This window comes from Achromobacter sp. CSND-B12 (assembly GCF_052906545.1).
Map to the genome: position 1 here is coordinate 1,171,020 of NZ_JBREGJ010000001.1, position 24,096 is coordinate 1,195,115.

Here is a 24,096-nt window from a genome sequence, read left to right on the forward strand (position 1 = left end):
GCTAGCGGGCGCCAACGCCCTTGTCGGCGGGCGCGTCGGGACGCAACGTCACCGCCGCGTCGCGCTCGAAGCGTCCATCCGCATCCAGTTCGCGCAAGGCACGCCGCTCCGCCTGCGTCGGCGGCGGCGTCGGGCCGGCGCCCTGCGCGTCGAAGTCGAACGCCGTGCGCTCGCGCACTTCCTCCAGGCTGGATTCGGGGTGCCAGGACTGCAGCGCCAGCCGGCCGTCGCGCCTGACGAACACCGCGATCGGCGTCGCCACGCCGGCGAATCCGCCGCCCGAGGTCACGAAGTCCAGCCTGTCGACGAACACCCGGCGCGAATGCTCGGTACGCCAGGTGCAGCAACGCCGCGCCGTCGGCGTCATCACCGCGCCGCCGCCCCCTCCGGGCAGGCGCACCTTGGGCGCGTGCCAGTCGCCGATGCAGGAATTGTTGGCGCGGCCCGCGCCATCGATCTGGGCCGCGCCCAGGAACGCCAGGTCCATGCGGCCGCGCGTGCACAGGTCGTAGAAATCCTCGTTGGCGAAGATCGACGCGCTGTGCTCGGCCAGCACGGGATCGGAGCTGGACAAGGGGATGTGCGAGGGCCGCGGATCGACCCCGCCGGCCACGTTAATGTAGACGTAATCCCAGTCGTAGGCGCGCTTGGCCAGCAGGCAGGCCAGCATCGGCAAGGTCGAATTCACGCCGCTGAAGGTGATCTCGTCGGGCCGGATGAAGCGCGCCAGATTGGTGACGATGTACGAAAACCCCGACCATTGCTCAGCCATTCGCCTCTCCCGCGCTCGCCCGCGCCCCGGCCTGCATTTCCGGCGCCGAGGCCAGGTGCGCCGCCAGGTCGCCGTCCTTGTCCATGTAGGCCTGCACCGCCGGATAGTCGATGGCATAGTCCGGCCAGCATGAGCCGGGCCAGGCCGAGCGCGGCAGCACCGTGTACGCCTGCACCATGAAATACGGCACCAGCGTGGCTTCGGGCTGCGCCTCGAACACGGCGCTGTCCACCCGCTTCTCGGCCACCACCAGCACGCTGCCGGCGGCGCGCGACATGATGCGGTCCCAGTGCGCCGTGCCGTGCACCCGCACATTGCCGCGCGCATCCACTTCCGAGGCCTGGATCACGGCAAAGTCCGGCCGCACCGCCGGGATCACCCAGGTGCGCTCGCCGCTGCCATAGGGATCGTCCAGGCAGTGCCAGCCGTTCAGCGCCGGCAGGTCGCTGCCGTGCAGGCCGCCGCAGGGCTGGAACGGCACGCCATAGGCGGCGGCCCGCAGGCCCGCCGTCAGGCTGGCGCAGGCGTGCTCCTCCAGCTCGACCTCGCCGCGCTCGATGGCCTTGCGGTACCACGGCGCCAGGCCGAAGTTGCCTTCCATCGCCACGATGCCCGCGCGCACGCGCCGCAGCGCGCCGGCGCGGCAAAGGATGTCGACGTCATAGCCCGGCGACTGTTTGACCAGTTCCAGGTTGCGCCGCCCTTGGCGGACCAGTTCGCGCACGAAGGCGAACGGCCCCCGGTGCAGGAAGCTGCCGCCCAGGGCGATCGACGCGCCGTCCGGCACCAGCGCGGCCAGTTCGGCCAGCGAGCGCTGCTTGTGTGCCTGATTGAATCCCGAACCCATGCCGTCTCCTCGCCAGGGCCTGTTCACACTAAAAGGAGCCGGGCCGGCGTGCTCAGCGCGCCTGCAGGTAGGCCGCCACCCGCGCCTTCAATCCCGGTTCGGCGGCAGACCGCACCAGCCGCGCCAGGTCCGTATCGGGCTGCTCGGCCGACAGCGCCGCGTACAGCTGCGCGCGGCTGGCGCCGGTCAGGGCGCCCGCGGCGTCACCCGCCTGACGCTCGATCCCGGGCCACGAGTCGGGCGCCGCCAGGTGGCTGACGAAGCCGTCGCGGTGGGCCTGGGCCGCGTCGAACACGCTGGCCTGCTCCAGGATGGCGCGGGCGCGCTCGGCGCCCACCAGGCCGGCAAAGCGGCGCGTGCCCAACACCAGCCCGAACTTCAGGCCCGGCATGCGAAAGCTCGCGTCCGGCGCGGCGACGCGCCACTTGCAGGCGCCGAACAGGTCGACGCCGGCGCCGAAGTTGCGGCCGTGCGCCAGCCCCACCGTCAGGCAGGGCGAGGCCGCCACGCGCTGTAACAGCGTCTCGATGCGCACGAAGCGCAGCAGCAGGTCGCCCTCGCTCTGCGCTTCCCAATCGCCGAAATCGAAACCCGCGCTGAAATTGCGGCCCTCGCCTCGCAGCACGATGACGTCCGCGCCCTGCGCCGGCGCGGCGTCCACCGCCGCGATCAGGGCCTCGACCAGCTCGGCAGACAATGCGTTCATCTTCTCGGGCCGCGCCAGCATCAATACCTGCGCCGAGCCATGCCGCTCGACCCGTAGCGCCGCGCTCATGCGCCCTTCCCCTTGTTGCGCAACGGCCCCAGCACCGCGTCGTTGTGCTCGCCCAGCGCGGGCGGCGGGCGGCGCAGCGCGGTGGTCTGGCCATCGAAGCGCACCGGCAGGCCGAAGGTGCGCGTGCGCACGCCGTTCGGCAGTTCCAGCGGTTGCACCCAGCCCATATGCTCGACCTGCGGGTCCGCCAGCACTTCGGAATAGGTGTTGATGGGCGCGCACGGCACCCCGGCAGCGCGAAAGCGCGCCAGCCACGTCGGCGCGTCAGCGTCCGCGAAGATCGCTTCCAGGATCTCGCGCAGCGCGTCCTGGTTGCGGGCGCGCGCGCTGGTGTCGGTAAAGCGCGGGTCGGCCAGCAGGTCCTCGCGGCCCACCGTCGCGCACACGCCCTTCCACAAGGCGTTGTTGCCCGCCGCCATGCCGAAATAGCCGTCCTTGCAACGGAACGCCTGGTAGGGCGCGTTGCGCGGGTGGGCCGAACCGAGCTTGACCGGGTCGCGCCCGCTGCCGAAGAACTCCGAGGTCTGCAGCGCCGCGATGCCCAGCGTGGCGCCCAGCATCGGCACGTCGATGTGCGTGCCCTGGCCGCAGGCCTGCGCGGCGCGCAGCGCCGACACGATGGCGAAGGCGCCATACAGGCCGGCCGAGAAGTCGGCCACCGGCACGCCGCACTTGACCGGTTCGCCACCGGCCTCGCCGGTAACGCTCATCAGGCCGCTCATAGCCTGGATGGTGAGGTCGAAGCCGCCTTCCTGCGCGCGCGGACCGGACTGGCCATAGGCCGAGATCGAGCAGTACACCAGGCGCGGATTGGTTTCGCGCAGCGCCGCGTAGCCCAATCCCAGGCGATCCATCACGCCGGGCCGGTTGTTCTCGATCAGCACGTCCACGCCGGCGGCCAGCTCGCGCGCCAGCGCCAGGTCGGCCGGATCCTTCAGGTTCAGCGTGACCGAGCGCTTGTTGCGGTTGAGCGAGGCGAAGTTCTCGCTGTAGCCCTGGCTCAAGGGCGGCCAGCTGCGCAGCGTGTCGCCCCCTTCCGGGTTTTCCAGCTTGATCACATCGGCGCCCATGTCCGCCAGCAACATGCCGCAGAACGGCCCCGCCGCCACGTTGCAGATCTCGAGCACGGTAATGCCGGCCAACGCCGAGCCAGGAGTCATGGACGACCTCTCGTTATACGAATCCGGCGCCCAGCATAGCACCGGGCAGAATGCCCGGTAAACCATTAATTGAAATTCAAATCCTATTAAATAGGATTTTCTTGATCTCCCTGACGGTCCGGCCCCGAGCGTCATTCCCCCAGGAAACCGCGTCGGTAACCCATGCCCCGCGAGATTGCCTGCGCGCACGCGGCGACGTCCGGCGCCAGCTGCTTCATGCGGGCCGCGCTCAGGCGATCCAGCGGTCCGGAAATGCCCACCGCCGCCACCGGCTGGTCCAGGCTGTTGAACAGGGCCACGGCCAGCCCGCCCACGCCTTCCCGCCATTCGCCGCGATTGACCGCATAACCCGCGCGCGCCACCTTGCGCAGTTCGTCCTTCAACAACGGCATCGACACGATGGTGGCGGGCGTATGCCGCAGCAGCTTGTCGGCGTAGCGTTCCACATATCCGTCCGCCTGGTAGGCCAGCAGCGCCTTGCCGGTGGCCACCGCGTAGGCCGGCGCGCGTCCGCCCACCATCGAATAGGCGCGGATCGGCTGCGGACTGTCGATCTTGTCGACGTAGACCACATCAAGGCCATCCAGCACGGACAGGTGCACGGTCTCGCCGGTCTGGTCGGCCAGCGTGCGCATGAACGGCGCCGCCAGCTTGCGCAGGTCCAGCTGGCCGAGCTGCCGCGCGGCGAGCTCGAACAAGCGCACCGCGCCGCGATAACCGCCGCCATCCTCGTCCTTGATGACGTAGCCGGCGTGGATCAGCGTCTGCAGTGTGCGATGGGTGTTGCTGCGCGTCAGCCCCACGCGCGCGGCCAGCGCATCGATGGTGCGCGGCGGGTCGTCCACGTCGGTGACCGCCTCCAGCACCATCAGCCCCTTGAGCAATGTCTTGTCCATTTTCTGGGTTTCCCATTATTTAGGACGCGAACATAGCACGGGCCGCGCGCCGCGAACAGGCCTCAGGCGGGCCCCGCCGGCAGGGCCGCCCGCACTGCCGCGGAGCGGTCCCACAGGTTCGGCACGCTGGCCGCCGAATAGCCCGAGACGAACGGCTTGGCCTGGCCCGTGGCCGGGTCATAGACGTGGCGCGACACGGCGCCGATATTGCCGCCATACATGTGCACGCTGATGGACACCTTGTCGTCGAAGGCGTTGGACACCCGGTGGATATCGCCCGCCTGCGGCGACAGGCATTCGACGTCGCCGGGACGCAGCGTTTGCGGCGCTCCCTGCGGCGCCATCCGGCCATCGGCATCGCGCGCGTAGCGCTGGTTCACCTCGGCGCCACGCAGCATGCCGACATAGCCCCAGACCTCGTGATCATGCACCGGCGTCTGCTGGCCCGGCCCCCAGACGAAGCTGACCAGGGAGAAACGCTCCAGCGGATCGCAATGCAGCAGGTATTGCTGGTAGTACTGGGGATGCGGCGCCGTACAGGCTTCAGGCAGCCAGTCGTCGTGCGCGATCAGCGCCGCGAACGCGGCCTGCAGTTCGGGCGACTGCGCCAGGCCGGCGGGCGTGGCCAGGCGGGTGGCGGTGGCGATGAAATGGCGCAGCCGGTCCAGGCCGGCAAGGGCGTCGGGCATTGCGTATCTCCGGGTCGGACACGCCCCCGTGGGGGCAGGTCGGTTTGGCATCCCAATTGGGGTTTCCAGTATCCATGATTTGGGATGATCGCCGCAATGGCCGCCGCCCCGCCTCCAGGCGGCCTCCCACGCCGCGCTTGACAGACGCGGGCCCGCGCGTGCAGCGTAGCGGACTCTCTCATTACCGGCCGCACGGCATGGCAATCGTCAATCCTCCCATTCCGCCCGCGCTGGCCGACACCTTGGCGCGCGCCTCGCGCGTGACCGTCTTCACCGGCGCCGGCGTGTCGGCCGAAAGCGGCATCGCCACATTCCGCGATCCCCTGACCGGCCTCTGGTCGCGCTTTGACGCGCAGGCCCTGGCCACGCCCGAGGCATTCGCGGCGCAGCCGGACCTGGTCTGGGGCTGGTACGAGTGGCGCCGGGCGCAGGTGGCGCGCGCCGAACCGAACGCGGCCCATCACGCCATCGCGGCGCTGGCGCGGCGCATGCCCGCGCTGACGCTGATCACCCAGAACGTCGACAACCTGCATGAACGCGCCGGCAGCCAGGGCGTGGTCCATCTGCATGGCAGCCTGCACGCACCGCGCTGCGCCGCCTGCGGCGAACCCGCCGAATTCGCGGCCGCGGCCACGGGCCGCGGCGACGAACCGGAAACCGGCCGCGCCATCGTCCCGCCAGCCTGCGCGCGGTGCGGGGCGGCGGTACGTCCCGGGGTGGTCTGGTTCGGCGAAAGCCTGCCCGCCGACGCCTGGCTCGCGGCGCGCGAGGCCGCCAGCCAATGCGACCTGTTCCTGAGCATCGGCACATCGGCCATGGTCTACCCCGCCGCCGAACTGCCGCTGCGCGCGTCGCGCGCCGGCGCGACCGTGGTGCAGGTCAATCCGCAGGCCACGCCGCTGGACGCGCATGCCGATTTCAACCTGCGCGGCGCGGCCGCCCAGGTCCTGCCACGGCTGCTGGCCGCCGCCGGCTTCTGAAGGCCTCAAGGCGCTCCCACGCGCGCCGTCTTCTTCTCGCGTATCGCAAGGCGTCGCCCACGGCGTTGCCTGCCCCGCCTTCGCCCTGTCTTGACCCTCACCCGGTCTTGACCTTCACCATTTGCAGCCGCCGTCGCGCACCGTGTCGGCCAGCAGGAACGGGACCGCAAGCAATCCCAGGTGCGCATGCGCTTGCCGGCAAGGCGGCCGCGCGCTTTGCGCAATGCCCTTGGCCAGCGCGGACGGTTCGGCCGGCGCCTTGGGCGCCAGGTCCACCCGCGCCTGGCCGCGCGCGCGCGGCGCGCCCAGGGCCGCCGCATCTTCGGCGCGCCAGCGAAAATCATGCGCGGGCGCGGCGGCGGGCGCCGACGGGGACGAAGGCCCGGCATCGCGCGGCGGTGACGCCCGTTGCCGCGGCGATGCGCCGGCCGGCGCGGCATGCGGCGCCGGCCTGGAGCCTGCCGGCGACAGCCCTTGCGGCGCCGCGCCGGCAGCGTCCGATCGCGCCGGCGCGGCCACCGCCGGCGGCGCGGGCATGGATGGCCGCGGGGCTGGCGGCGATGGCTCCGCGGGCCTCGCTTGCGGCGGCCCGTCGGCGTAGGTGGGACGCGCCGTGGGCGCGGTGGCGGGCGGGGGCAACAACGTCACGAAAAAATCGTCTCCGCGCCCGGACGCGGGGCGCCGATCATCGGCGGCCCGCCACAACAGGCAGGCCACCAGCACGTGCAGGCAGCAGGCAAGCCCCGCCGCGCCCCACGCCATCGCGCGACCGCGGGGCGCGGCCGATGCCTCCCGCAAAGCGCCCGTCACAACAAAAACCATTACGCCGACTCTGGCCTCGAATCCCTCATCTTGCGGGCTTGCGGCCATTCAAAGCCGATGGCGACGTGAAGATTTGTGAAGATGTTTTGAGTGGATCGGGACTACCATGAACGAACGTCCGCGATGCAGGGGAAACCCCAAATTCCATCGCGCACGCAGAGGGATACAGTGGTAGCGAACCAGTGCAGCCATGGAGATCATCATTCCGTTTTCCTGGAGACTTCCCGACGTGTTCGTGCGCTCGCCAGACGGTGTCCTGCATCGCGTGGTGCGGCACGCCACGACCACGGAAACCATCGCCAAGCTCGAGAGCATTCCCAGCAATTACCACCTGGATTGCGAATGCATGCTCGACAACGGCGAGGCGCTGGCCTGGATCGGTGAAAATCGCTACCGTCAGCTCAATGGCGGCGCGATCTTCACCGCCGAATCCGGCGCCGCGCCGCCCATGGCCGAAGCCCGCAAGAATGCGAAGGCCCGCAACACCCTGCGGGACGTCCGCCCCGCCACCGCGCGCCAACCGCACGCGGCGCGGGAAAACGTCGTACCATCTGCTGTAGCAAGTCTAAAAACCGGCAACGATTGGAGCCTGATACGCGCCTGGCGCGAGCACCTCAATATCAGCACCACTGATATGGCTGCCCGGCTTGGCGTGGACCACTCCATCTACATCGAATTGGAAAGGCCCCGCCCGCGGCCCCGCCAGATCATCCTGGACCGCATTTCGGAAGCCCTGGGCGTATCGCCCGACCAGCTCGATGATTCATCGTTAGGAGGACATTTTCATTGACGCCTGGCGGCAACCGCCTGGGCCGATGAATAATGTTCGAACAACTTTGGCGCCGCGCAAGAACGGCCCGCGCATGGGGAGGTATCAAAAATGCTCGGAACCGCAAGACGATTGACCGATGTACTGGCCACGGCCCCGGACGGCACGCTGTATCGCATCGAGCGATTCGTGTCGGACCCTGACGCCTATTCCGCGCTGGGCACATCACGCTTCGACCCCAAGACCCACTGTGTCTGCCGCACCAGCTCGGGCGAGAAAGTCGCCTGGCTGGGCGGACAGGCCTATCAACTGCTCAAGACCGGCCTGTCGCTCACGGCGGTGGACCGACGACGCGCCTGACCGTCCTTCCCTCCGCCCGCGCGGCGGCTGACGGCGTCACCGGCCCGCCGGGCCCTGACGCCGTTTCGCGCCGCCGGTGAAGCGCGCCACGACGAACTCCACGAACGTGGTGAGCTTGGGCAGCGCCTGCCTGTCTTTCGGATAGAGCAGCGTCACCGGCCGCGCCGCCGGCCAATAGGACTGCAGGATCGGCACCAGCCGACCGGCGCGCACGTCCTCGGCCAGCAGCAGTTCGGGTTGCAGCACGATGCCGAATCCGGCCAGCGCCGCCTGCCTGAGCGCCTGCCCGTTGTTCGCGATGAAACGGCTGGTGGGCGGAAAGTCGGCATCCGCGCCTTCCGGCCCGCCCAGGCGCCAGCCGGTGCGGCGGCTCCAATAGGAAAAGTCCAGGCACTGATGGCGCGCCAGGTCGGCGGGCGCTTCGGGCGTGCCATGGCGCGCCAGGTAGGCCGGCGCGGCGCAGATGATCATCTGGTAGGTGCCGATCGGGCGCGCCACCAGGCCGGAATCACGCGGCTCGCCAATGCGCACCGCCAGGTCGTAGCGGGACGCGACCAGGTCCTCGACGGCGTCGCTCAACGCCAGCTCCACACTGACGTCGGGGTAGAGATTCAGGTAGTCGGCAATCGCCGGCGCCAGCGCGAACGAGCCGAACGACACCGTGGACGTGATCCGCAGATTGCCGCGCGGCGCGACTCGCAATGCCTCGGCGCCCTGCTCGGCCTCGCGGATGTCGGCCAGGATCGCCTTGCAGCGCGAGTAATACGCCTGCCCCGCCTCGGTCAGGCTCTGGCGCCGCGTGGTGCGGTTCATCAGGCGCAGTCCCAGCCGCGTCTCCAGACCCTTGATGTGCTTGGCCGCCATGGCCGCGGACATCTCATGGCGCGCGGCCGCGGCGGTCAGGCTGCCAAGCTCGACCACCGCCACGAAGATCTCCATGCTGAGCAGACGATCCATTGAATTACGCACCCTGGGTATGAAGAGTTCCAACCATTCGTGGATTTTTCCACAGGAATGGAATCCGCAGAATGCTTGCATGCGCCGGCACCCCGTCCGCGCCCCCCAACCCGCATACCAGGAATCCCCATGAAAATCGCACTTATCGGCGCCAGCGGCACCATCGGCCGCGCCGTCGCCCAGGAACTCGGCCAACGCCACGAAATCATCGCCGTGGGCAAGACGCAAGGCCAATACCAGGTCGACATCACGCGCAGCGACAGCATCCGCGAGCTGTTCGAGCGCGTGGGCAAGGTCGACGCCATCATTTCGACCGCCGGCACGCTGCACTTCGGCCCGCTGGCCGAGATGACCGCGGACCAGTTCAGGATCGGCCTGCATGACAAGCTGTTGGGCCAGGTCGACCTGGTGCTGATCGGCCAGCACTACCTGAACCAGGGCGGCTCCATCACGCTGACCAGCGGCATCGTCAGCGACGAACCCATCCGCTTCGGCGCCAACGCCTCGGCCGTCAATTCGGCCATCGACGGCTTCGTGCGCGGCGCGGCCGTGGAATTGCGCAACGCGCGCATCAACTCGGTCAGTCCGACCGTGCTGCGCGAATCGTGGGAGGGCTACGGCCCTTACTTCGCCGGCTTCGAAGCCGCGCCGGCGCAACGCGTCGCGCTGGCCTACAGCCGCAGTGTGGAGGGCGCGCAGACCGGCCGCACCTACCGCGTCTGGTAACGCCGTGCCGCCGTTGCCGCGCGACGCACGACAGCAATGGCGGCATCAGGCGACCAGGTCGAGGTTGTAGGCAAGGAAAACCTGGTCCTGCCGCCAGCCCAGGGATTCATACAGGGCCTGCGCCGGCAGATTGGTCCGGGCGGTGGTCAGATCCATGCGGGCGAAGCCGCCCGCGCGCGCATGCGCCTCGGCGCGCTGCAGCAGGGCGCGTCCGATGCCGCCGTGGCGCGCGGCCGGCGCCACGAACAAGTCATACAGCACATAGATGGGCGCGGCGAGCACCGAGCAGAACGAGGGGTACAGCTGGCAGAAACCCAGCGGCGCGCCGCTGTCGGCGTCCTCGGCCAGGAAGATCACCGATTCGCCGCGCGCCAGGCGCGCGCGCACGAATTCCAGCGCGGCCGACGGATCGGCCGGTTGCGCATAGAACTGGCGATAGGCATCGAACAACGGCGCAACGCGGACGGCATCTTCAAGGGCGACAAGTCGGATATCGAGGCGGATCATGGCGGCGGCGCAAAGGGCTGAATGTACACTCGGCCCATCCTTGGGAGAACCCCTATGCGTCATGCCCTGCTATTGGCCTGCTTGGCCGCCTCCGCCCTGACCAGCGCCTGCACCTCGCGCCAGGCCTACGATACCGGCCAGGCCTGGCAACGCAATGAATGCGGCAAGATCGTCGACATGCAGGAACGCCAACGTTGCATGGGATCGGCCTCCACCTCCCATGACGACTACCAGCGCCAGCGACAGGACCTGCGGCAATAACCCGCCCCCGGTGCCGCGCCATCGCCCGCCCGCGCGCCCACAATGACAAAGGCCTGGCGAGTGACCGCCAGGCCTTTTCCAGTGCTTTTCGCAATGCTGTTCGCGCTGTGCTTTCCCAGCGCTGCATCAACCGTTGGTTTCACCACTGGTCTCAAACTCACTGTCTGGTGCAATGAAGAGCGTGCAGTGGCGCTGCCCGAAATGAGGTGGCGCGCCCGGCAGGATTCGAACCTACGACCCCCTGGTTCGTAGCCAGGTACTCTATCCAGCTGAGCTACGGGCGCGCTAAAGAGGCGTGTTTATAACATGAAGCGGCTGGGCTCGGCAAATCGGCCCGCCCGTGCCGGGTTCGGAGGCAACACGGGAGCGACATTCGGGAGCGGCGTCCCTCGGACCCGGGGACCGATGCGCCGGACAGCATGGCCCAGGCCGGCACGCTCCCACGCGCCTTGCGCCAGATCAATTCCCGCACGGACCAACGGCGCTACGCTGAAGCCATCAATGCGCGGCAGCAAATCCGCGGCCCCCCGGAAGAAAAACCGGGCGAGCCCGAACTTGTCGCGCACCCTCCGGCAGCCTGGATGGAGGCATCAGCATGTCCAAGAAATTTCCGTTGCATCCCAAGCACCCCGAACGCATCTGCTGGGGCTGTGACCGCTATTGCCCGACCGACGCGCTGGCCTGTGGCAACGGTTCCGATCGCACCATGCATCCGGCGGAACTGCTGGGCGACGACTGGTACACGGTTGGCAACTGGGACCTGGAAGACAGCGAGGAAAAAACCGTCGCGGCCACCACCGCGGGCTGAACCCGCCGCGAGGTGTTTCAAGGCCTTCCCCCGCCCTGCGGCTTCACTTCGCGCCGCCTCGTTTCCCCTCGCACACCCACGCCTCACCTCACCACGCAAGCAAGGCGTCGCCGGAAAAACAAAAAGGCCTTCGATTAAAAAATCAAAGGCCTTTCGTTTTTACTTTGGCGCGCCCGGCAGGATTCGAACCTACGACCCCCTGGTTCGTAGCCAGGTACTCTATCCAGCTGAGCTACGGGCGCTCCGGCAAAGAGGCAAAATTATATCAGAATAATTTCACGCTCGCACTGCAGGTTTTTTTGCACTGCTTTTTTTGCATTGCTTTTTTACTGCTGTCTTGCATTTTCAATGGCGCGCCCGGCAGGATTCGAACCTACGACCCCCTGGTTCGTAGCCAGGTACTCTATCCAGCTGAGCTACGGGCGCTTGAAAAAGCAAGCCTTGAATCATAGCGTTGTTTCGCAAACCGCGCAAGTTGCGTGCCGCGATCGCCTGCACGGCATGCCGCCCGCGGGCGTGCTTATACCAAGCATGGCCTTGCCGGCGGCAAGGGGCGTCGCATTCTGCGCACTGTTTGACAACACCTCTCATTATCATTGACTGGCGGTCAGTCATTATCTATAGTCTGTCTCGGACCGCGCGTCGACATCGGCGCGCCGCTTGCCCCGCTACCGCCATGATCGCTCCCTTCCCCCACTCCGCTTCGTCGCCCGTGCCGTGCCCCGTGCCACCGCCCGGGCTGGGCGCCTTGCGCCCCGGCCCGTTGCCGATCGGCATGCTCACCGTGGTGCTGGGGCCGGCGGCGTCCGGCAAGACGGGCTTGCTGGGCCGGCTGGCGCGCGACATGGCCGACGGCGAGAGCGGCGCGCGCATCATCCTGGCAGCGGCGCCACCCGTGACAGTACCTTCGCTGCGCGTGTTCGAGGCCTTGCTTTTGGCGCACAAGCAAGGCGGGCGCTGGGCGCTCGGAACCGAAGAGATCCAGGCGGTCGACGCCTGCTTGCGGCAAGCCGACCTGGCGCACGCCGCCGGCCTGCTGGTGGAACGGCTGGATGCGGCAGCCCGCCAGCGCCTGCTACTGGCGCTGGCCCTGGTCCGCAAGCCGGACGTGATCTTGATGGACGAACCCGAAGGCCCGCCGGCCGCCTCGTGCCAGGCGCGCATCGCCGCCCTGCTCAAGCATGCGGCCAGCGAGCTGGGCATCCGCGCCGTCATCGCCATGACCGATGCCGCCGCCGCGCTGCAGGTGGCCGACCGCGTGCTCGTGCTGGACCACGGCCGCCTGGTCGCCAAGGGCACGCCCGCGCAGTTGCGCCAGCAGGTCCAGGCCGGCGACCTGGACGCCACGCTGTTGTCGTACGCATGAACTCCGCTTCACGCGGCGCCGACGGCTACTCGGAATCAGTCCGCGCGCCCAGCATGCGCAGATAGGCATCGGCGATGCCGCGGGCGAAATCGGTGGCATCGGATTGGCGCGACAGGATCGCATCGTCGGTCGCGCAATGCACACCGGCATAGATCAGCAACGCCATCATGCGCGGATTGTCGAGACGCCAGGCGCCGGCCTGCGCGCCGGCCCGCAGGATTCCCTGCAGCTGCGTGACCACCTGGTTTTCCGTATGACCCTCGCGCGCATGATGGTGCGGATGCGTGAAGACGATATCGTGCACGCGATAGGTGCGCAGGTACATCGACACATTGGCATGGATCCAGGCGCGCAGCCGCCCCTCCCAGTCGTTCTCGGCGCAGGCGGCGACCGCGCGCTCGAGCCGCTCGACGAACTCCCGCACATACCGTTCACCCAGCGCCACCAGCATTTCCTGCTTGGACGGGAAGTACACGTAGAACGTGCCCTTGGCCACGCCAGCCGCCTCGGTGATCTCGCTGATGGTGGTGGCCTCGACACCCTTTTCCAGGAACAGCGCCTGCGCGGCGCCCATCAATTCGTCCAGGCGCACTTCCGCGGGCTTGGTGCGGGACGGCGCCGTTCTGTGCGCGGAGTCGTCTGCGGTGTGATCGGTCATTGCTTTCACTCGGATTTCATCCATGGCGCCAGTCTAAGGGAATTTTGCGCCAGCCTCCCCAGCGTACAGCTTTCTGACAGCGGACGGTCACATCGATAGAACCTGCGGTCTCTAGCCTACCGGCCTGCAAACCCATTTCAAGCCGGCTGTCATCCGGCGACCCGTGGCGCAATGACAGGGCGCCGCCCACACCGCAAGGTCTACAACATGTCTGAAAAAGAAAAGGGCGCGGCCACACCCGCCGCCGCGACACCGACCGCCGCCGATTCCCAGGATGCCAATGCCCCCGCCCGGGCGACTCGCCGCGGCTTCCTGACCGGCATCGCGGCGCTCGGCGCCAGCGCCGCCGCGATGGGCGCCCTGGCAGGCTGCTCCAGCGACGACGATGACGACGGCAACGACAACACGCCTCCCCCCGCCCCCGCGCCGGTCGACGTGACGGCGCAATTACGCAAGAACGTCAAGACGCTGGTGGTGATCTTCGCGGAGAATCGCAGCTTCAACAACCTTTTCGCCGACTTCCCCGGCGTGGAAAAACCGCTGTCGGCGCTGACCGCCGCGGACTACACGCAGAACGATCGCGACGGCACGCCGCTGCCGGTGCTGCCGCCCGTGTGGGGCGGCATGGTGCCGACCTCGCAGCAGGCCAACCACGTGGCCTATCAGGTGGCCGAGAACGCGCCCTACATGAACAACCTGCCCAACGCGCCGTTCGACCTGCGCGGTCCGCAGGGCGAGCCGCTGCCGCAGGGCGTGGTCACGCGCGACCTGTGGCACGTCTTCTACCAGAACCAGATGCAGATCAACGGCGGCAAGAACGACCGTTTCGTGGCCTGGGCCGACTCGGGCGCGCTGGTCATGGGCCACTATGGCGACTCCGCGTACAACCTGCGCCTGTGGAAGCTGGCGCAGGAATTCGTGCTGTGCGACAACTTTTTCCAGGGCGCCTTCGGCGGCTCGTTCCTGAACCACCAGTACCTGATCGCCGGTCGTCCGCCGTTCTATCCGAACGCCGCCGCCTCGGTCGCCAGCACCCAGATCGCGCAATTGCAAAGCAGCGATCCGGCCGATCCGCGCCTGCAGCCCAAGCCCGCTTCGCCGGCCAGCGCCCTCACCGGCATCCCGCAATTCGGCGCGAGCGCGCTGACGCCGGACGGCTATGGCGTCAACACCATGGCCCCGCCCTACTGGCCGTCGTTCTCACGCGACGCCGCGCATCCGGAACTGGCCGACGCCACCAGCCCGCAGACCATGGTGCCGCAGGAACACCCCAACATCGGCGACCTGATGGACGCCAAAGGCCTGGACTGGGCCTGGTATGCGGGCGGCTGGCAGGCGGCGGTCGACTCGACCGCCAATTCCGGCTTTCCGTCGTCGCCCAATTTCCAGGCGCACCACCAGCCCTTCAATTACTTCAAGAGCACCGGCCCCGGCACCGCGGCCCGCGCCGCGCACCTGCGCGACGGCGGCCTGGGCGACCTGGCATCGACCAACCGGTTCCTGGCCGATGCCGAAGCCGGCAAGCTGCCGCCGCTGACGTTCTACAAGCCGCAAGGCAACCTGAACATGCACGCCGGCTATGCCGACGTGGATTCGGGCGACCGGCACATCGCCCACATCGTCGACAGCCTGCGCAAGAGCGCCCAATGGGAGAACATGGTGGTGGTCATCACCGTGGACGAGAACGGCGGCTGGTGGGACCATGTCGCGCCGCCGGCGGGCGACCGCTGGGGCCCTGGCACCCGCGTTCCCGCGCTGGTGGTCTCGCCCTTCGCCCGCAAAGGCACCGTGGACCACACCATCTACGATACCGGCTCGATCCTGCGCCTGGCCGCGCGGCTGTTCGACCTGCCCACCCTCGACGGCCTGAAAGCCCGCGACGACGCCATGAAAGCGCGTGGCCAGCAGCCCATGGGCGACCTGACCAACGCGTTGGCCTTCAACGCCTGAACGTCGCGCGCCGATACGGCTTAGAATCTTCCCCGGGGCGGCGCAATTGCGCCGCCCCGCCAACGCGAGGATGCTCCGCCATGGAAGACTTCTGGTTCGCCAAAGCCAAGCGCCTGCAGGCCATCGCCTGCACCGGCCTGGCCTATTGCGACGACGACTACGAACGCGAGCGCTTGCAGGAGACCCTGGACATCGCCAACGGCATGCTGGCGCGCCTGGCCACGGCTCCAGTCGAGCGCATCGCCCAGTTGTCCCCCGACGCCCGCGCCTATCCCACGCCCAAGGTCGACGTGCGCGCCGCCGTCATCCGCGACGGCCGCATCCTGCTGGTGCAGGAACGCAACAACGGCCGCTGGACATTGCCGGGCGGCTTTGCCGAGATCGGCTATTCCGCCGCCGAAAACGCCGAAAAGGAAGTCATGGAGGAAGCCGGCCTGAAGGTGCGCGCCAGCGCCCTGTACGGCGTGCGGCACAAGGCCAAGGGACCATTCGCCCCCGACGTGCGCGACTTCTATAAGCTGTATTTCCTGTGCCAGCGGCTGGACGACGGCGCTCCCGCCCCGGGACCGGAAACCGCCGACGCCGCCTACTTCGCGCCGGACCGACTGCCGCACTTGTGCCGCGACCGGGTCGCCGCGCAGGATATCGAACGCGCCTTCGCCTTCATGGCGCGGCCCGACCGGGTGTTCCTGGACTAGCGAGTCCGGCAGGCCCCCCCGGCGGCGTGCGAGAATTCGCTCTTCTTCCCTGGATCTTCCCGCCTTGAAACACCTGCTTGTCGGCCTGGACAGACGAGATGAGTTCGACGACATCATCGATGTGCGCACGCCACTCGAGTATGCCGACGACCACATCCCCGGCGCGCTGAACGCCCCGGTATTCAGCAACGAGGAGCGCGCCCGCGTCGGCACGCTGTACCGGCAATCGCCCTTCGAAGCCACGCGCCTGGGGGCCGCGCTGGCGGCGCGCAACATCGCCCGCCACCTCGACACCACCTTCGCCGACCGGACGCAAGGCTGGCGCCCGCTCATCTACTGCTGGCGCGGCGGCAAGCGCTCGGGCTCGATGACGGTGATGTTCAACATGATCGGCTGGCGCGCGCGCCAACTCGATGGCGGCTACAAGACCTACCGCCGCGCCACGCTGGAAGCGCTGGACGCGCTGCCCGCCGGCCTGCGCTTCGTGGTGCTGACCGGCCCCACCGGCAGCGGCAAGACGCGCCTGCTCAACGCGCTGCAACAGGCTGGCGCGCAGACGCTGGACCTGGAGGCGCTGGCCGCGCACCGGGGCTCGTTGCTGGGCGCGCGGCCGGGCGTGCCGCAACCGACGCAAAAGCGCTTCGACACGCTGCTGGCGGCGCGCCTGCGCGAGCTGGACGCCTCGGGGCCGGTATTCGTCGAAGCCGAAAGCCGCAAGATCGGCGCGGTGGCGCTGCCCGCCGCGCTGCTGGCCGCCATGCACCAGGGCGCCTGCATCGCGGTCTCTGCCAGCCCCGAAGACCGCGCCGCCTTCCTGCGGCAGGACTATGCGCAACTGCTGGACGACCCCGCCGCGTTCAAGTCGCAGTTGCAACGCCTGGTCGGCCTGCACAGCCGCGACACCATCGGCGGCTGGCTGCGCATGGTCGACGAAGGCCGCGACGCCGACCTGGCGCGCGAGCTGATCGACAAGCACTACGACCCGGCCTATGCCCGCAGCAGCCACGCCCATTTCACGCGCCTGCCCCAGGCGCTGCAAGTGGTGTTCCGTCCCAACGACAATGATCTCGTGGCGCAGGCGCGCGCGCTGTTGGCGGCGCTGGGCTGACGCATTTTCCTACCTGAAATCCGCTTCGGCGGAGTCAAGAATTTTCTTAAAGGCCGCATTTTTCCGCCGGGAAATGCGGCCTTTCCGCGCCCGTTTTCAATTCATTACTTCTCCTTCCAATCTATACAGCGCTTCTAAGAATCGTCTTATTTTTCTGCGCGCTTCCGAAACGCACCATGGACGCTACTGCCACGTCATCGCCTTTGTCCGATACGCACCAGTACGCTTCAGTGGCCGCCGTTTCGTCCGGGGGCCCGGATCTGATCGATAAAAGTGTATGGGGTTGCCAAGGCCAAGGGCCAAGGAGCCCCTATGCACTGTCCCCTCAACCCCATCATGCTCGGGTTGCTTGCCCTCACGCTGCCCGCCCTTGCCGGCTCGGCCGACGCCGCCGAACGCGGCCAGGTGCTGGTCAACGACGCCGCCGGCGCGACGCAGCTGATGCTCGGCGACGGCGACACCGCCACCTATGCCGGCGCCGGCGCCGCCATCGATGTCTCGGTGGCCGGCAACACGGTGCGTGGCGCCGGCATCACCGTCACGGCCGGATCGGCCTCCGCCCGCAGCACCATCGGCGTGCGCGCCAGCGCCGGCGGCAAGGTGACGCTGTCGGACAGCGCCATCAAGACGCTGGGCGACGGCCAGGGCGCGCATGCCCTGGCCGCCAGCGGCGCCGGCAGCGTGGTCAGCGTGAGCGGCAGCGACGTCAGCACCCAGGGCACGTATTCTCACGGCGCCTACGCGCAGTCCGGCGGCCGCATCGAACTGGACGGCGGCACCATCACCACCACCAATAGCGGCAGCCGCGGCCTGAGCGCCGAGGGCGCCGGCTCGGTCATCGTCGCCCGCGACGTGGTCCTCTCCACCGCCGCGTACAACGCCGGCGGCGCCTATGCCGAAAACGGCGCCAGCATCACCTTGCATGGCGGCAAGATCACGACCACGGGCAATTACGGCGACGGCATCAGCGTGCGCGGCGCCAATGCCCTGGTGTCCGTGTATGGCACCGAGATCAACGTGGGCGCCGGCGTCGGTGCGCGGCTCGAGGGCGGCCGCTTCGTGATGGACGGCGGCAGCCTGACCGCCGGCGGCTCGGCGGTGATGCTCAGCTCGGGCACCGGCGCCGCATCCAGCGTCGACATCCGCAACGCCACCCTGACGTCCACCGGCGACTTTGGCTATGGCATCAACATCAACGCCAAGGACACCTCCGCGGCGGTCGAGAACGTTTCGATCTCGGCGCTGGGCTACTACGGCACCGGCGTCTGGCTGCCGTCCACCGGCACCTCGTTCACGGCCACCGGCTTTGATCTCACCTCGTCCCATGTGGGCGTGGACAACCGCGCGGGCCGGGTCACGCTGGTCGACGGCAACGTCACGACCCGCGATGCCAATGCCCACGGCCTGTATGTATCCCGCGAATACGGCAGCTCCGCCACCATCAAGGCCACCAAGGTCAACGTCAAGACCCGTGGCGACGGCGCAGTCGGGGTGCTGGCGCGCGCCAGCGGCGCCGCCATCGAACTGCTGGACGCCAGCGTGACCACCGAGGGCGCCAGCGCCTATGGTCTGTTCGCCAGCGGCTCCGGCGTCAGCCTGTCGGCGCGCAACACCCAGGTCAGCACCAGCGGCGCCAACGCGACCGGCCTGTCCGTCAGCAACCGCGCGGCGGTCACGCTGGACAACACCGGCTTCACGCTGGCCGGCGCAGGCGCCCATGGCATCTGGAGCTACGTCACCGCCGCCGGTGTCAGCAACACCGTCACGCTGCGCAATGGCAGCCGCATCGACACCCAGGACGGCGTTGGCCTGCTCGCCTCGGGCGGCGGCCATACTTTCCTGGTCTCCGACTCGGATATCACCGCGCGCGCCGGAGGCGATGTCGGCAGCGGCGTGCTGCTGCACTCGCGCGCGGTGACCGTAACCAGCGGCGGGGTATCCACCGTCATCGAAAGCGAACAGGTCACGCTCGACGCCACCAACGCCCGGCTCACGGGCGACGTGCTGGCCGACAGCGGCACGGTGGACGTGTCGCTGGCGAACGGCTCGACGCTGAACGGCGCCCTGGTGCAGCGCGGCACGGGCCGCATCAACGGCCTGACGCTGGATGGCACCAGCACCTGGATCGTGCGCGGCGATTCCAGCCTGGCCACGCTGTCCAACGCCGGCACCGTCGCTTTCGCGGCCCCGGCGGGCGGCGCCGGCTTCAAGACCCTGACCGTCAACAATTACGTGGGCGGCGGCACGCTGGTGCTCAACACGCAATTGGGGGATGACGCCTCGCCCACCGACAAGCTGGTGATCGACGGCGGCACAACGTCCGGCAATACCGCGCTGCGCATCGTCAACGCCGGCGGCAGCGGCGGCCAGACCACCTATGGCATTCGCGTGGTCGAAACCATCAACGGCGGCACCACCACGGCGGATGCGTTCCACCTGGACAGTGGCTCGACCGGCTACCGCGCCAGCGCCCGTACCGTGTCGCTCAACGGCTATGACTACAGCCTGGTGCGCGGCGGCAATGGTGCCGTGGCGCCCGACTGGTACCTGACCTCCGACTACACGCCGCCAGTGACGCCGCCCGATCCGGTCGATCCGATCAACCCGACCGACCCCGGCGATCCGACCGGTCCGGTGACCCCGCCGGACCCCGTTCTGCCGGGCGGTCCCGGCTTCAAGAACGTCTCGCCCGAAAGTGGCGCCTATGCCGGCAACCGGCTCGCCGCCACCCTGCTCTTCACCCACAGCCTGCATGACCGCGTGCCGGCCTATGCCGACGGCGACGCCGACGCCCGCCATGGCCGCGGCCTGTGGGCGCGCGTGCAAGGCCGCCATGACAGCGGCCTGCGCATGTCCGAGGGGCGTGTCGACGTCGACACCGACAGCGCGATGGTGCAACTGGGCGGCGACCTGCTGAAGGCGCCGCTGGGCCGGGAAGGCGCCCTCTATGCGGGCCTGATGGGCGGTTATGGCGACGCGCGCTCGCGTTCGGTATCGACCCTGATGCTGCCGGGCGCCACGCAGTCGACCCATGCCCGCGCCCGCGGCAAGGTTTCCGGCTATGCCGGTGGCGTCTACGGCACCTTCTATGCCAACGACCTCACCCGCCTGGGCGCCTACGCCGACACATGGATCCAGTACGGCCGCTACACCAACCAGGTCAGCAGCGAACTCGGGTCGGTGCGCTACCGCTCGAACGTCTGGAGCGCCTCGCTCGAAGGCGGCTATGCCCTCAAGCCCTTCGCCGCCGGGTCGGCGCTGGAAGCCCTGGTGATCGAACCGAACGCGCAACTGGTCTACAGCCGCTACCGCGCCCAGGACGCCACGCTGCAAGGCACCCGCATGCGCAGCGGCGACAACGGCAGCTGGCAGTCGCGCGTCGGCGTGCGGCTCTATCCGCAGGTCACGCCGCGGCCGGGCAAGAGCAGCGTTCGCCCGTTCCTGGAGACCAACTGGCTGCACCGCAGCGACGATCCGACCGTGCGCATGGGCAGCACCACGCTGCAGGCCCAACCCTCGCGCAACGCCCTCGAGCTGAAGGTGGGCGCGGAGGGCCGGGTGGGCAAGGCGGTGCAGGTGTCCGGCCACCTCTTTGGCCAGACGGGCAGCCACAGCCAGCACGGCTATGGCGGCATGTTGAATGTCAGCTATCGCTGGTGACCGCGTGCCGGGGCGGCCGACGTCAGAGTTCGGCCAGGGTCTGCCTGAGCGATACCGCCAGGGCGGTCAGCAACGCCCTCACCGCGTCGTTCAGGCCATCGGCCACCAACCGGTCCTCGGCGCTTTCGGCCTGCTGGTACAGATCCATCGCCTGCACCGCGGCGAATCCGCCGCGCATGCGATGCAGCACGGCGCGCAGGTCGCGCGCGTTGCCATCGGCCTCGGCCTGTTCCATGCGCGCCAGGTCCTGGGTCATGGTTTCCAGGAACACCTCGCGGTACTTGCCGACGATGGGCGGCGCGGCGCGCGGGCTCGCGGCCTCGGCCGCGCCGGCCGTCCGGGGCGCCGCCGGCTCGCCGCGAACGGCGCGCAGCTGGCTCCACAGCAGGCTCAGCTTGATCGGCTTGACCAGCCAGTTGCTCATGCCCGCCGCCTTGCAGCGGGCCTCTTCGTCCTTGAGCGCATTGGCCGTGACGCCGATGATGGGCACGGTCACGCCCTGCGCGCGCAACGCGCCGGCCAGTTCGTAGCCGTTCATGCGAGGCATGTTGACGTCGGTCAGCACCACGTCGAACGGCTCGATGTTCCATTGCGCCAGCGCCTCGGCGCCATCCGGCGCCACCGTCACCTGGCAACCCAGTTGCTCCAGCTGATCGCACATCGTCACCTGGTTGATCGGGTTGTCCTCGGCCACCAGGATACGCAGGTTCAATGGCGCGTAGTGAGGCGTCGCCGTGTCCTTGGCGGTATCGGTATCGCCGCGGGCCCATCGCTCGAGCGCGAAGCCGATGCTGGACAGGTAGTGGCGGTCGGCGCGGTACAGCGCGGTGCCGCGCACGTCGCGGCCGCCGGCCGAGACCACCGGCCCCCGCCATTCGGTCGGCGCCGCCGCGTCGCCGACGATGTGCACGTCAACCAGCACGCCGTCGCTGTCCTCGTCGCGCGCGATGACCGCAGGCGCGACGCTGGCCTGCGCGCCCCAATAGGCCAGCCACTGGCAGATGTTCTCGCTCAGTTCCTTGCGCGCGCTGCGCACGTAGACGCGCAATCCGTCCAACCGCGGCGACGGCCCGGGCGGAGGCTCCGCCGTATCCAGGTCGATGGCGATCGAAAAACTGCTGCCCAATCCCAATTCACTGGTCACTTGGATCGTACTCCCCATCAATTCGGCCAGGCGCGCGCAGATCGACAGACCGATGCCCGCGCCTCGCACCAGGTGCGATCCGCTATCGATCTGGTAGAACGGCTCGAACAGGCAGACCTGGTTTTCGGCGCTGATGCCGACGCCACTGTCGACCACCTGGAAATGCAGGCGGGCGCGGCCGTCCGGCAGGACCTCGGCGCGCAGCCGCGCCACCACATGGCCGGAATCGGTGAACTTGATGGCGTTGTTGACCAGGTTGTTGAGTATCTGCCGGATACGGCCGCCGTCGCCCACCACCCACGCCGGCGTCGAGGTATCGATACAGCTGTAGATGACCAGCCCCTTCTGTTCGGCCATGCCCGCATAGGAGGCGACGCAATGCTGCACCAGTTCGCGCGGATCGAAGCCGTCCATCTCCAGCCCCAGCTGGCCGGACTCGATCTTGGTGATGTCGAGGATGTCGCTGATCAACTGCTGCAGGATCACCGACGAGTCCTGGATGCGGTCGACGTGCCGGCGCTGCTCGTCGTCCAGGTGGGTCAGCGACAGCACTTCGAGCGTGCCGAGCACGCCATACAGGGGCGTGCGGATCTCGTGGCTCATGGTGGCCAGGAAGGTCGATTTGGCCTCGTTGGCGCGGTCGGCCTGTTGCTTGGCCTGCGCCAGCGTGTGTTCCATTTCGGCGCGCGCGCTGATGTCGGCGAAAGCACACAGCACCACGTCCTGCTTCTTGTAGCGCGTGGGCGCAAAGGCCACGAACAGCGGCCGCCCCTCGTGGGTGCGGAAGGTCTCGATGGTGCCCGGCCTGGCGGCGCCCAGGACCTGGCGCAGCAGTTTGTTGGCTTCCGGCGAATCCCGCGGCTGCTCGCCCACGGCGATGCCCAGCCACTGGATGGCCAGCGCGTTGCCGAACACCACGCGGCCGTCGAGCCGCGACAGCACGCACAGCGCCACCGGCGCGGTATCGAGCACGGTGCGGTTGAACTCCTCGCTCTCGACCATGTCGAGGTGGGCGATTTCAGCCGGCTGGATGACGCGCCGGTTGTACCAGAGCAGGTAGACCGCGCCCGCCGCCAGGCCCAGCCCGAGCATCAGCAGGACCGTGATCGGCAGCCACATGTTGGCGCGAAAGAAGCTGCCGTAGTTCAGCTTGTAATAGCCGGTCCAGCTATCCGTCCGATCGGCGATGCGCAGCACCAGCCCGTCGCCGCCGAAATGGAAGCCGGGCTGCCCGACCGCGGGCGGCGCGCCCTCGCCGATGAGCACGCCGGTGCCCTTGTGCTGCAACCAGAACTGGTCGTACAGCGGCTCGCGCAGGATCTGCTCTGAAATGCTGACCCGGCCGCGGCTCAGCAGCGACACGGCATAGACGCTGCGCCGCGCCGTGGTGGTGCCGTCGCGGGTGTTCAGCGGCAGCGTCACCGGCAGCATGCCGATCAGCATGTCGGGCAGGTCGGCGTCCCGCAGCCAGGTGACCCGCGGACCCTCGCCATTGGAACGGTCTTCCGGATCGGCGCCGCCGGCCGCCCGCCCCACCGCGTCCACCACCGACAGGAAGGTCTGCCGCGTCAATGGCTCGAAGCCGGACACCGTGGAGATGGCCGGCACGCTCACGCTGAGCTGCTGGCTCGGCGAAATGATGAACAGCGGCGCCGCCGGATACACCGAGGCGGCCCAGCGGGTGGAATAGAAGTCGGACAGGTAGCCGCCGATGCCGGTGAAGACGCCGTCGACCACCGGGCAGGCATCGGGGCTCTGGCACAACAGCGAAAACGGCATCGCGGCGATGGCGTGCTGGCCGTCGAAGAACTCCCCGGCGGCCCGGTCGAAGCCCGGCGTTTCCCTGACGGGCGTGGCCGTCACCAGCCGCCGGCCATCGGGGTTCAGGCCCTGGGCGTGCAGGCTCTGCAACACGGTCTCGTGGGCGTGGATATAGCCGACCAGCACGGAGAAGTCGATGCGCAGCTTTTCCTCTTCCTGCTGCAGGATGCGCTGGGCGCCCCAATACAGCACCCCGCCGAGCACCAGCAGCAGGGGCAGCACGCCGAACAGCGCGATGTTCAACCGACGGGAAGCGCGTATGACTTTTATTAGCGGCGTATCCAGTTTCATAGGAGCATCGAGCGGGGACGAGCGAGAGTCGAACGAGGAGCGAAAGAGCATCAGGCCGGCTTCTGGCGGCC

General features: G+C 68.6%; 22 protein-coding genes and 3 tRNA genes. 11 read left to right on the forward strand and 14 right to left on the reverse strand.

The window, feature by feature from the left end:
* Position 1 precedes the first annotated feature (1 nt).
* From ACUTAG_RS05170 to ACUTAG_RS05195, 6 genes are all read right to left on the reverse strand, one after another.
* Positions 2 to 772, reverse strand: a complete 771-nt coding sequence (locus ACUTAG_RS05170) for a CoA-transferase subunit beta (protein WP_054482955.1) — start codon at positions 770 to 772, stop codon at positions 2 to 4.
* Positions 765 to 1,619, reverse strand: coding sequence for a CoA transferase subunit A (locus ACUTAG_RS05175; RefSeq protein WP_026381997.1), 855 nt, complete (start codon positions 1,617 to 1,619; stop codon positions 765 to 767). The genes ACUTAG_RS05170 and ACUTAG_RS05175 overlap by 8 nt, the downstream gene beginning before the upstream one ends.
* 52 nt (positions 1,620 to 1,671) lie before the next feature.
* Positions 1,672 to 2,394 (reverse strand): enoyl-CoA hydratase/isomerase family protein, encoded by a 723-nt coding sequence (locus ACUTAG_RS05180; RefSeq protein ID WP_110135200.1) that lies wholly within the window; start codon positions 2,392 to 2,394, stop codon positions 1,672 to 1,674.
* Positions 2,391 to 3,554: a CaiB/BaiF CoA transferase family protein gene (locus ACUTAG_RS05185; RefSeq protein ID WP_054445647.1), complete on the reverse strand. Its 1,164-nt coding sequence runs from the start codon at positions 3,552 to 3,554 to the stop codon at positions 2,391 to 2,393. Before ACUTAG_RS05185 ends, ACUTAG_RS05180 begins: the two co-directional genes overlap by 4 nt.
* A 131-nt stretch (positions 3,555 to 3,685) precedes the next feature.
* Positions 3,686 to 4,450 (reverse strand): IclR family transcriptional regulator, encoded by a 765-nt coding sequence (locus ACUTAG_RS05190; RefSeq protein WP_006387706.1) that lies wholly within the window; start codon positions 4,448 to 4,450, stop codon positions 3,686 to 3,688.
* Between the two features lie 62 nt (positions 4,451 to 4,512).
* Positions 4,513 to 5,139: a cysteine dioxygenase family protein gene (locus ACUTAG_RS05195; RefSeq protein WP_006387704.1), complete on the reverse strand. Its 627-nt coding sequence runs from the start codon at positions 5,137 to 5,139 to the stop codon at positions 4,513 to 4,515.
* A gap of 197 nt (positions 5,140 to 5,336) precedes the next feature.
* On the opposite strand from ACUTAG_RS05195, the gene ACUTAG_RS05200 reads away from it, so the two are divergent.
* Positions 5,337 to 6,119: an SIR2 family NAD-dependent protein deacylase gene (locus tag ACUTAG_RS05200; RefSeq protein ID WP_024069838.1), complete on the forward strand. Its 783-nt coding sequence runs from the start codon at positions 5,337 to 5,339 to the stop codon at positions 6,117 to 6,119.
* Between the two features lie 114 nt (positions 6,120 to 6,233).
* Here ACUTAG_RS05200 and ACUTAG_RS05205 read toward each other — a convergent pair whose 3' ends face one another.
* Complete coding sequence (locus tag ACUTAG_RS05205; protein ID WP_131727146.1) at positions 6,234 to 6,767, reverse strand: hypothetical protein; 534 nt, start codon at positions 6,765 to 6,767, stop codon at positions 6,234 to 6,236.
* A 364-nt stretch (positions 6,768 to 7,131) separates the two neighbouring features.
* Between ACUTAG_RS05205 and ACUTAG_RS05210 the strand changes: the two genes are divergently transcribed.
* Both ACUTAG_RS05210 and ACUTAG_RS05215 read left to right on the forward strand, forming a co-directional pair.
* Entirely contained in the window at positions 7,132 to 7,731 is a 600-nt protein-coding gene (locus ACUTAG_RS05210; protein WP_006387701.1) for a helix-turn-helix domain-containing protein, read from the forward strand.
* Positions 7,732 to 7,842: 111 nt separating this feature from the next.
* Positions 7,843 to 8,070: a hypothetical protein gene (locus tag ACUTAG_RS05215; protein ID WP_020928858.1), complete on the forward strand. Its 228-nt coding sequence runs from the start codon at positions 7,843 to 7,845 to the stop codon at positions 8,068 to 8,070.
* 36 nt (positions 8,071 to 8,106) lie between these two features.
* Here ACUTAG_RS05215 and ACUTAG_RS05220 read toward each other — a convergent pair whose 3' ends face one another.
* Positions 8,107 to 9,027, reverse strand: coding sequence for a LysR family transcriptional regulator (locus tag ACUTAG_RS05220; protein ID WP_035183235.1), 921 nt, complete (start codon positions 9,025 to 9,027; stop codon positions 8,107 to 8,109).
* 129 nt (positions 9,028 to 9,156) lie between these two features.
* Here ACUTAG_RS05220 and ACUTAG_RS05225 point away from each other — a divergent pair, with 129 nt between their 5' ends.
* The gene (locus tag ACUTAG_RS05225) at positions 9,157 to 9,753 is read left to right on the forward strand and encodes a short chain dehydrogenase (RefSeq protein ID WP_446650013.1); all 597 of its coding nucleotides are present in this window, start codon (positions 9,157 to 9,159) and stop codon (positions 9,751 to 9,753) included.
* A 45-nt stretch (positions 9,754 to 9,798) separates the two neighbouring features.
* Here the strand turns inward: ACUTAG_RS05225 and ACUTAG_RS05230 are convergent, their stop codons facing one another.
* On the reverse strand, positions 9,799 to 10,260 hold the full coding sequence (locus tag ACUTAG_RS05230; RefSeq protein ID WP_045953281.1) for a GNAT family N-acetyltransferase: 462 nt from the start codon (positions 10,258 to 10,260) through the stop codon (positions 9,799 to 9,801).
* Between the two features lie 54 nt (positions 10,261 to 10,314).
* Here ACUTAG_RS05230 and ACUTAG_RS05235 point away from each other — a divergent pair, with 54 nt between their 5' ends.
* A complete protein-coding gene (locus tag ACUTAG_RS05235; RefSeq protein ID WP_026385056.1) occupies positions 10,315 to 10,521 on the forward strand; it encodes a hypothetical protein in 207 nt (68 codons plus the stop codon).
* Positions 10,522 to 10,728: 207 nt separating this feature from the next.
* Here the strand turns inward: ACUTAG_RS05235 and ACUTAG_RS05240 are convergent.
* Positions 10,729 to 10,805 (reverse strand) — tRNA-Arg (locus ACUTAG_RS05240).
* 311 nt (positions 10,806 to 11,116) lie between these two features.
* On the opposite strand from ACUTAG_RS05240, the gene ACUTAG_RS05245 reads away from it, so the two are divergent.
* Positions 11,117 to 11,329 carry a DUF3079 domain-containing protein gene (locus ACUTAG_RS05245; protein WP_148318448.1) on the forward strand — a complete coding sequence of 71 codons (213 nt, stop codon included), beginning with the start codon at positions 11,117 to 11,119 and terminating at the stop codon, positions 11,327 to 11,329.
* 165 nt (positions 11,330 to 11,494) lie between these two features.
* Here ACUTAG_RS05245 and ACUTAG_RS05250 read toward each other — a convergent pair.
* Positions 11,495 to 11,571, reverse strand: a tRNA-Arg gene (locus ACUTAG_RS05250).
* A 107-nt stretch (positions 11,572 to 11,678) separates the two neighbouring features.
* Positions 11,679 to 11,755: transfer RNA gene (locus ACUTAG_RS05255), tRNA-Arg, on the reverse strand.
* A gap of 250 nt (positions 11,756 to 12,005) precedes the next feature.
* On the opposite strand from ACUTAG_RS05255, the gene ACUTAG_RS05260 reads away from it, so the two are divergent.
* Entirely contained in the window at positions 12,006 to 12,695 is a 690-nt protein-coding gene (locus ACUTAG_RS05260) for an ABC transporter ATP-binding protein (protein ID WP_148318446.1), read from the forward strand.
* A 25-nt stretch (positions 12,696 to 12,720) separates the two neighbouring features.
* Here the strand turns inward: ACUTAG_RS05260 and ACUTAG_RS05265 are convergent, their stop codons facing one another.
* Positions 12,721 to 13,353 carry a TetR/AcrR family transcriptional regulator gene (locus ACUTAG_RS05265; RefSeq protein WP_187378307.1) on the reverse strand — a complete coding sequence of 211 codons (633 nt, stop codon included), beginning with the start codon at positions 13,351 to 13,353 and terminating at the stop codon, positions 12,721 to 12,723.
* Between the two features lie 207 nt (positions 13,354 to 13,560).
* Here ACUTAG_RS05265 and acpA point away from each other — a divergent pair, with 207 nt between their 5' ends.
* The 4 genes from acpA (at position 13,561) to ACUTAG_RS05285 (ending at position 20,769) form a co-directional block, all read left to right on the forward strand.
* Positions 13,561 to 15,303 carry an acid phosphatase gene (acpA, locus tag ACUTAG_RS05270; protein ID WP_058666096.1) on the forward strand — a complete coding sequence of 581 codons (1,743 nt, stop codon included), beginning with the start codon at positions 13,561 to 13,563 and terminating at the stop codon, positions 15,301 to 15,303.
* Positions 15,304 to 15,383: 80 nt separating this feature from the next.
* Positions 15,384 to 16,001, forward strand: a complete 618-nt coding sequence (locus ACUTAG_RS05275) for an NUDIX hydrolase (protein WP_024069843.1) — start codon at positions 15,384 to 15,386, stop codon at positions 15,999 to 16,001.
* A gap of 64 nt (positions 16,002 to 16,065) precedes the next feature.
* Positions 16,066 to 17,109 (forward strand): tRNA 2-selenouridine(34) synthase MnmH, encoded by a 1,044-nt coding sequence (gene mnmH / locus ACUTAG_RS05280; RefSeq protein WP_148318442.1) that lies wholly within the window; start codon positions 16,066 to 16,068, stop codon positions 17,107 to 17,109.
* A gap of 312 nt (positions 17,110 to 17,421) precedes the next feature.
* A complete protein-coding gene (locus ACUTAG_RS05285; protein ID WP_148318440.1) occupies positions 17,422 to 20,769 on the forward strand; it encodes an autotransporter family protein in 3,348 nt (1,115 codons plus the stop codon).
* A gap of 22 nt (positions 20,770 to 20,791) precedes the next feature.
* Here the strand turns inward: ACUTAG_RS05285 and ACUTAG_RS05290 are convergent, their stop codons facing one another.
* The gene (locus tag ACUTAG_RS05290; protein WP_262352262.1) at positions 20,792 to 24,025 is read right to left on the reverse strand and encodes a hybrid sensor histidine kinase/response regulator; all 3,234 of its coding nucleotides are present in this window, start codon (positions 24,023 to 24,025) and stop codon (positions 20,792 to 20,794) included.
* Positions 24,026 to 24,096: the final 71 nt, after the last annotated feature.

What these genes read in the sequence shown, in the direction of transcription:
- ACUTAG_RS05260 (WP_148318446.1), top strand. Translation starts at nt 12,006, where the DNA reads ATGATCGCTCCCTTCCCCCACTCCGCTTCGTCGCCCGTGCCGTGCCCC.
- ACUTAG_RS05220 (WP_035183235.1), bottom strand. Translation starts at nt 9,027, where the DNA reads ATGGATCGTCTGCTCAGCATGGAGATCTTCGTGGCGGTGGTCGAGCTT.
- ACUTAG_RS05285 (WP_148318440.1), top strand. Translation starts at nt 17,422, where the DNA reads ATGCACTGTCCCCTCAACCCCATCATGCTCGGGTTGCTTGCCCTCACG.
- ACUTAG_RS05235 (WP_026385056.1), top strand. Translation starts at nt 10,315, where the DNA reads ATGCGTCATGCCCTGCTATTGGCCTGCTTGGCCGCCTCCGCCCTGACC.
- ACUTAG_RS05175 (WP_026381997.1), bottom strand. Translation starts at nt 1,619, where the DNA reads ATGGGTTCGGGATTCAATCAGGCACACAAGCAGCGCTCGCTGGCCGAA.
- ACUTAG_RS05275 (WP_024069843.1), top strand. Translation starts at nt 15,384, where the DNA reads ATGGAAGACTTCTGGTTCGCCAAAGCCAAGCGCCTGCAGGCCATCGCC.
- ACUTAG_RS05170 (WP_054482955.1), bottom strand. Translation starts at nt 772, where the DNA reads ATGGCTGAGCAATGGTCGGGGTTTTCGTACATCGTCACCAATCTGGCG.
- ACUTAG_RS05195 (WP_006387704.1), bottom strand. Translation starts at nt 5,139, where the DNA reads ATGCCCGACGCCCTTGCCGGCCTGGACCGGCTGCGCCATTTCATCGCC.
- ACUTAG_RS05265 (WP_187378307.1), bottom strand. Translation starts at nt 13,353, where the DNA reads ATGACCGATCACACCGCAGACGACTCCGCGCACAGAACGGCGCCGTCC.
- ACUTAG_RS05290 (WP_262352262.1), bottom strand. Translation starts at nt 24,025, where the DNA reads ATGAAACTGGATACGCCGCTAATAAAAGTCATACGCGCTTCCCGTCGG.
- ACUTAG_RS05245 (WP_148318448.1), top strand. Translation starts at nt 11,117, where the DNA reads ATGTCCAAGAAATTTCCGTTGCATCCCAAGCACCCCGAACGCATCTGC.
- ACUTAG_RS05200 (WP_024069838.1), top strand. Translation starts at nt 5,337, where the DNA reads ATGGCAATCGTCAATCCTCCCATTCCGCCCGCGCTGGCCGACACCTTG.
- ACUTAG_RS05180 (WP_110135200.1), bottom strand. Translation starts at nt 2,394, where the DNA reads ATGAGCGCGGCGCTACGGGTCGAGCGGCATGGCTCGGCGCAGGTATTG.
- ACUTAG_RS05230 (WP_045953281.1), bottom strand. Translation starts at nt 10,260, where the DNA reads ATGATCCGCCTCGATATCCGACTTGTCGCCCTTGAAGATGCCGTCCGC.
- ACUTAG_RS05210 (WP_006387701.1), top strand. Translation starts at nt 7,132, where the DNA reads ATGGAGATCATCATTCCGTTTTCCTGGAGACTTCCCGACGTGTTCGTG.
- ACUTAG_RS05225 (WP_446650013.1), top strand. Translation starts at nt 9,157, where the DNA reads ATGAAAATCGCACTTATCGGCGCCAGCGGCACCATCGGCCGCGCCGTC.
- ACUTAG_RS05190 (WP_006387706.1), bottom strand. Translation starts at nt 4,450, where the DNA reads ATGGACAAGACATTGCTCAAGGGGCTGATGGTGCTGGAGGCGGTCACC.
- acpA (WP_058666096.1), top strand. Translation starts at nt 13,561, where the DNA reads ATGTCTGAAAAAGAAAAGGGCGCGGCCACACCCGCCGCCGCGACACCG.
- ACUTAG_RS05185 (WP_054445647.1), bottom strand. Translation starts at nt 3,554, where the DNA reads ATGACTCCTGGCTCGGCGTTGGCCGGCATTACCGTGCTCGAGATCTGC.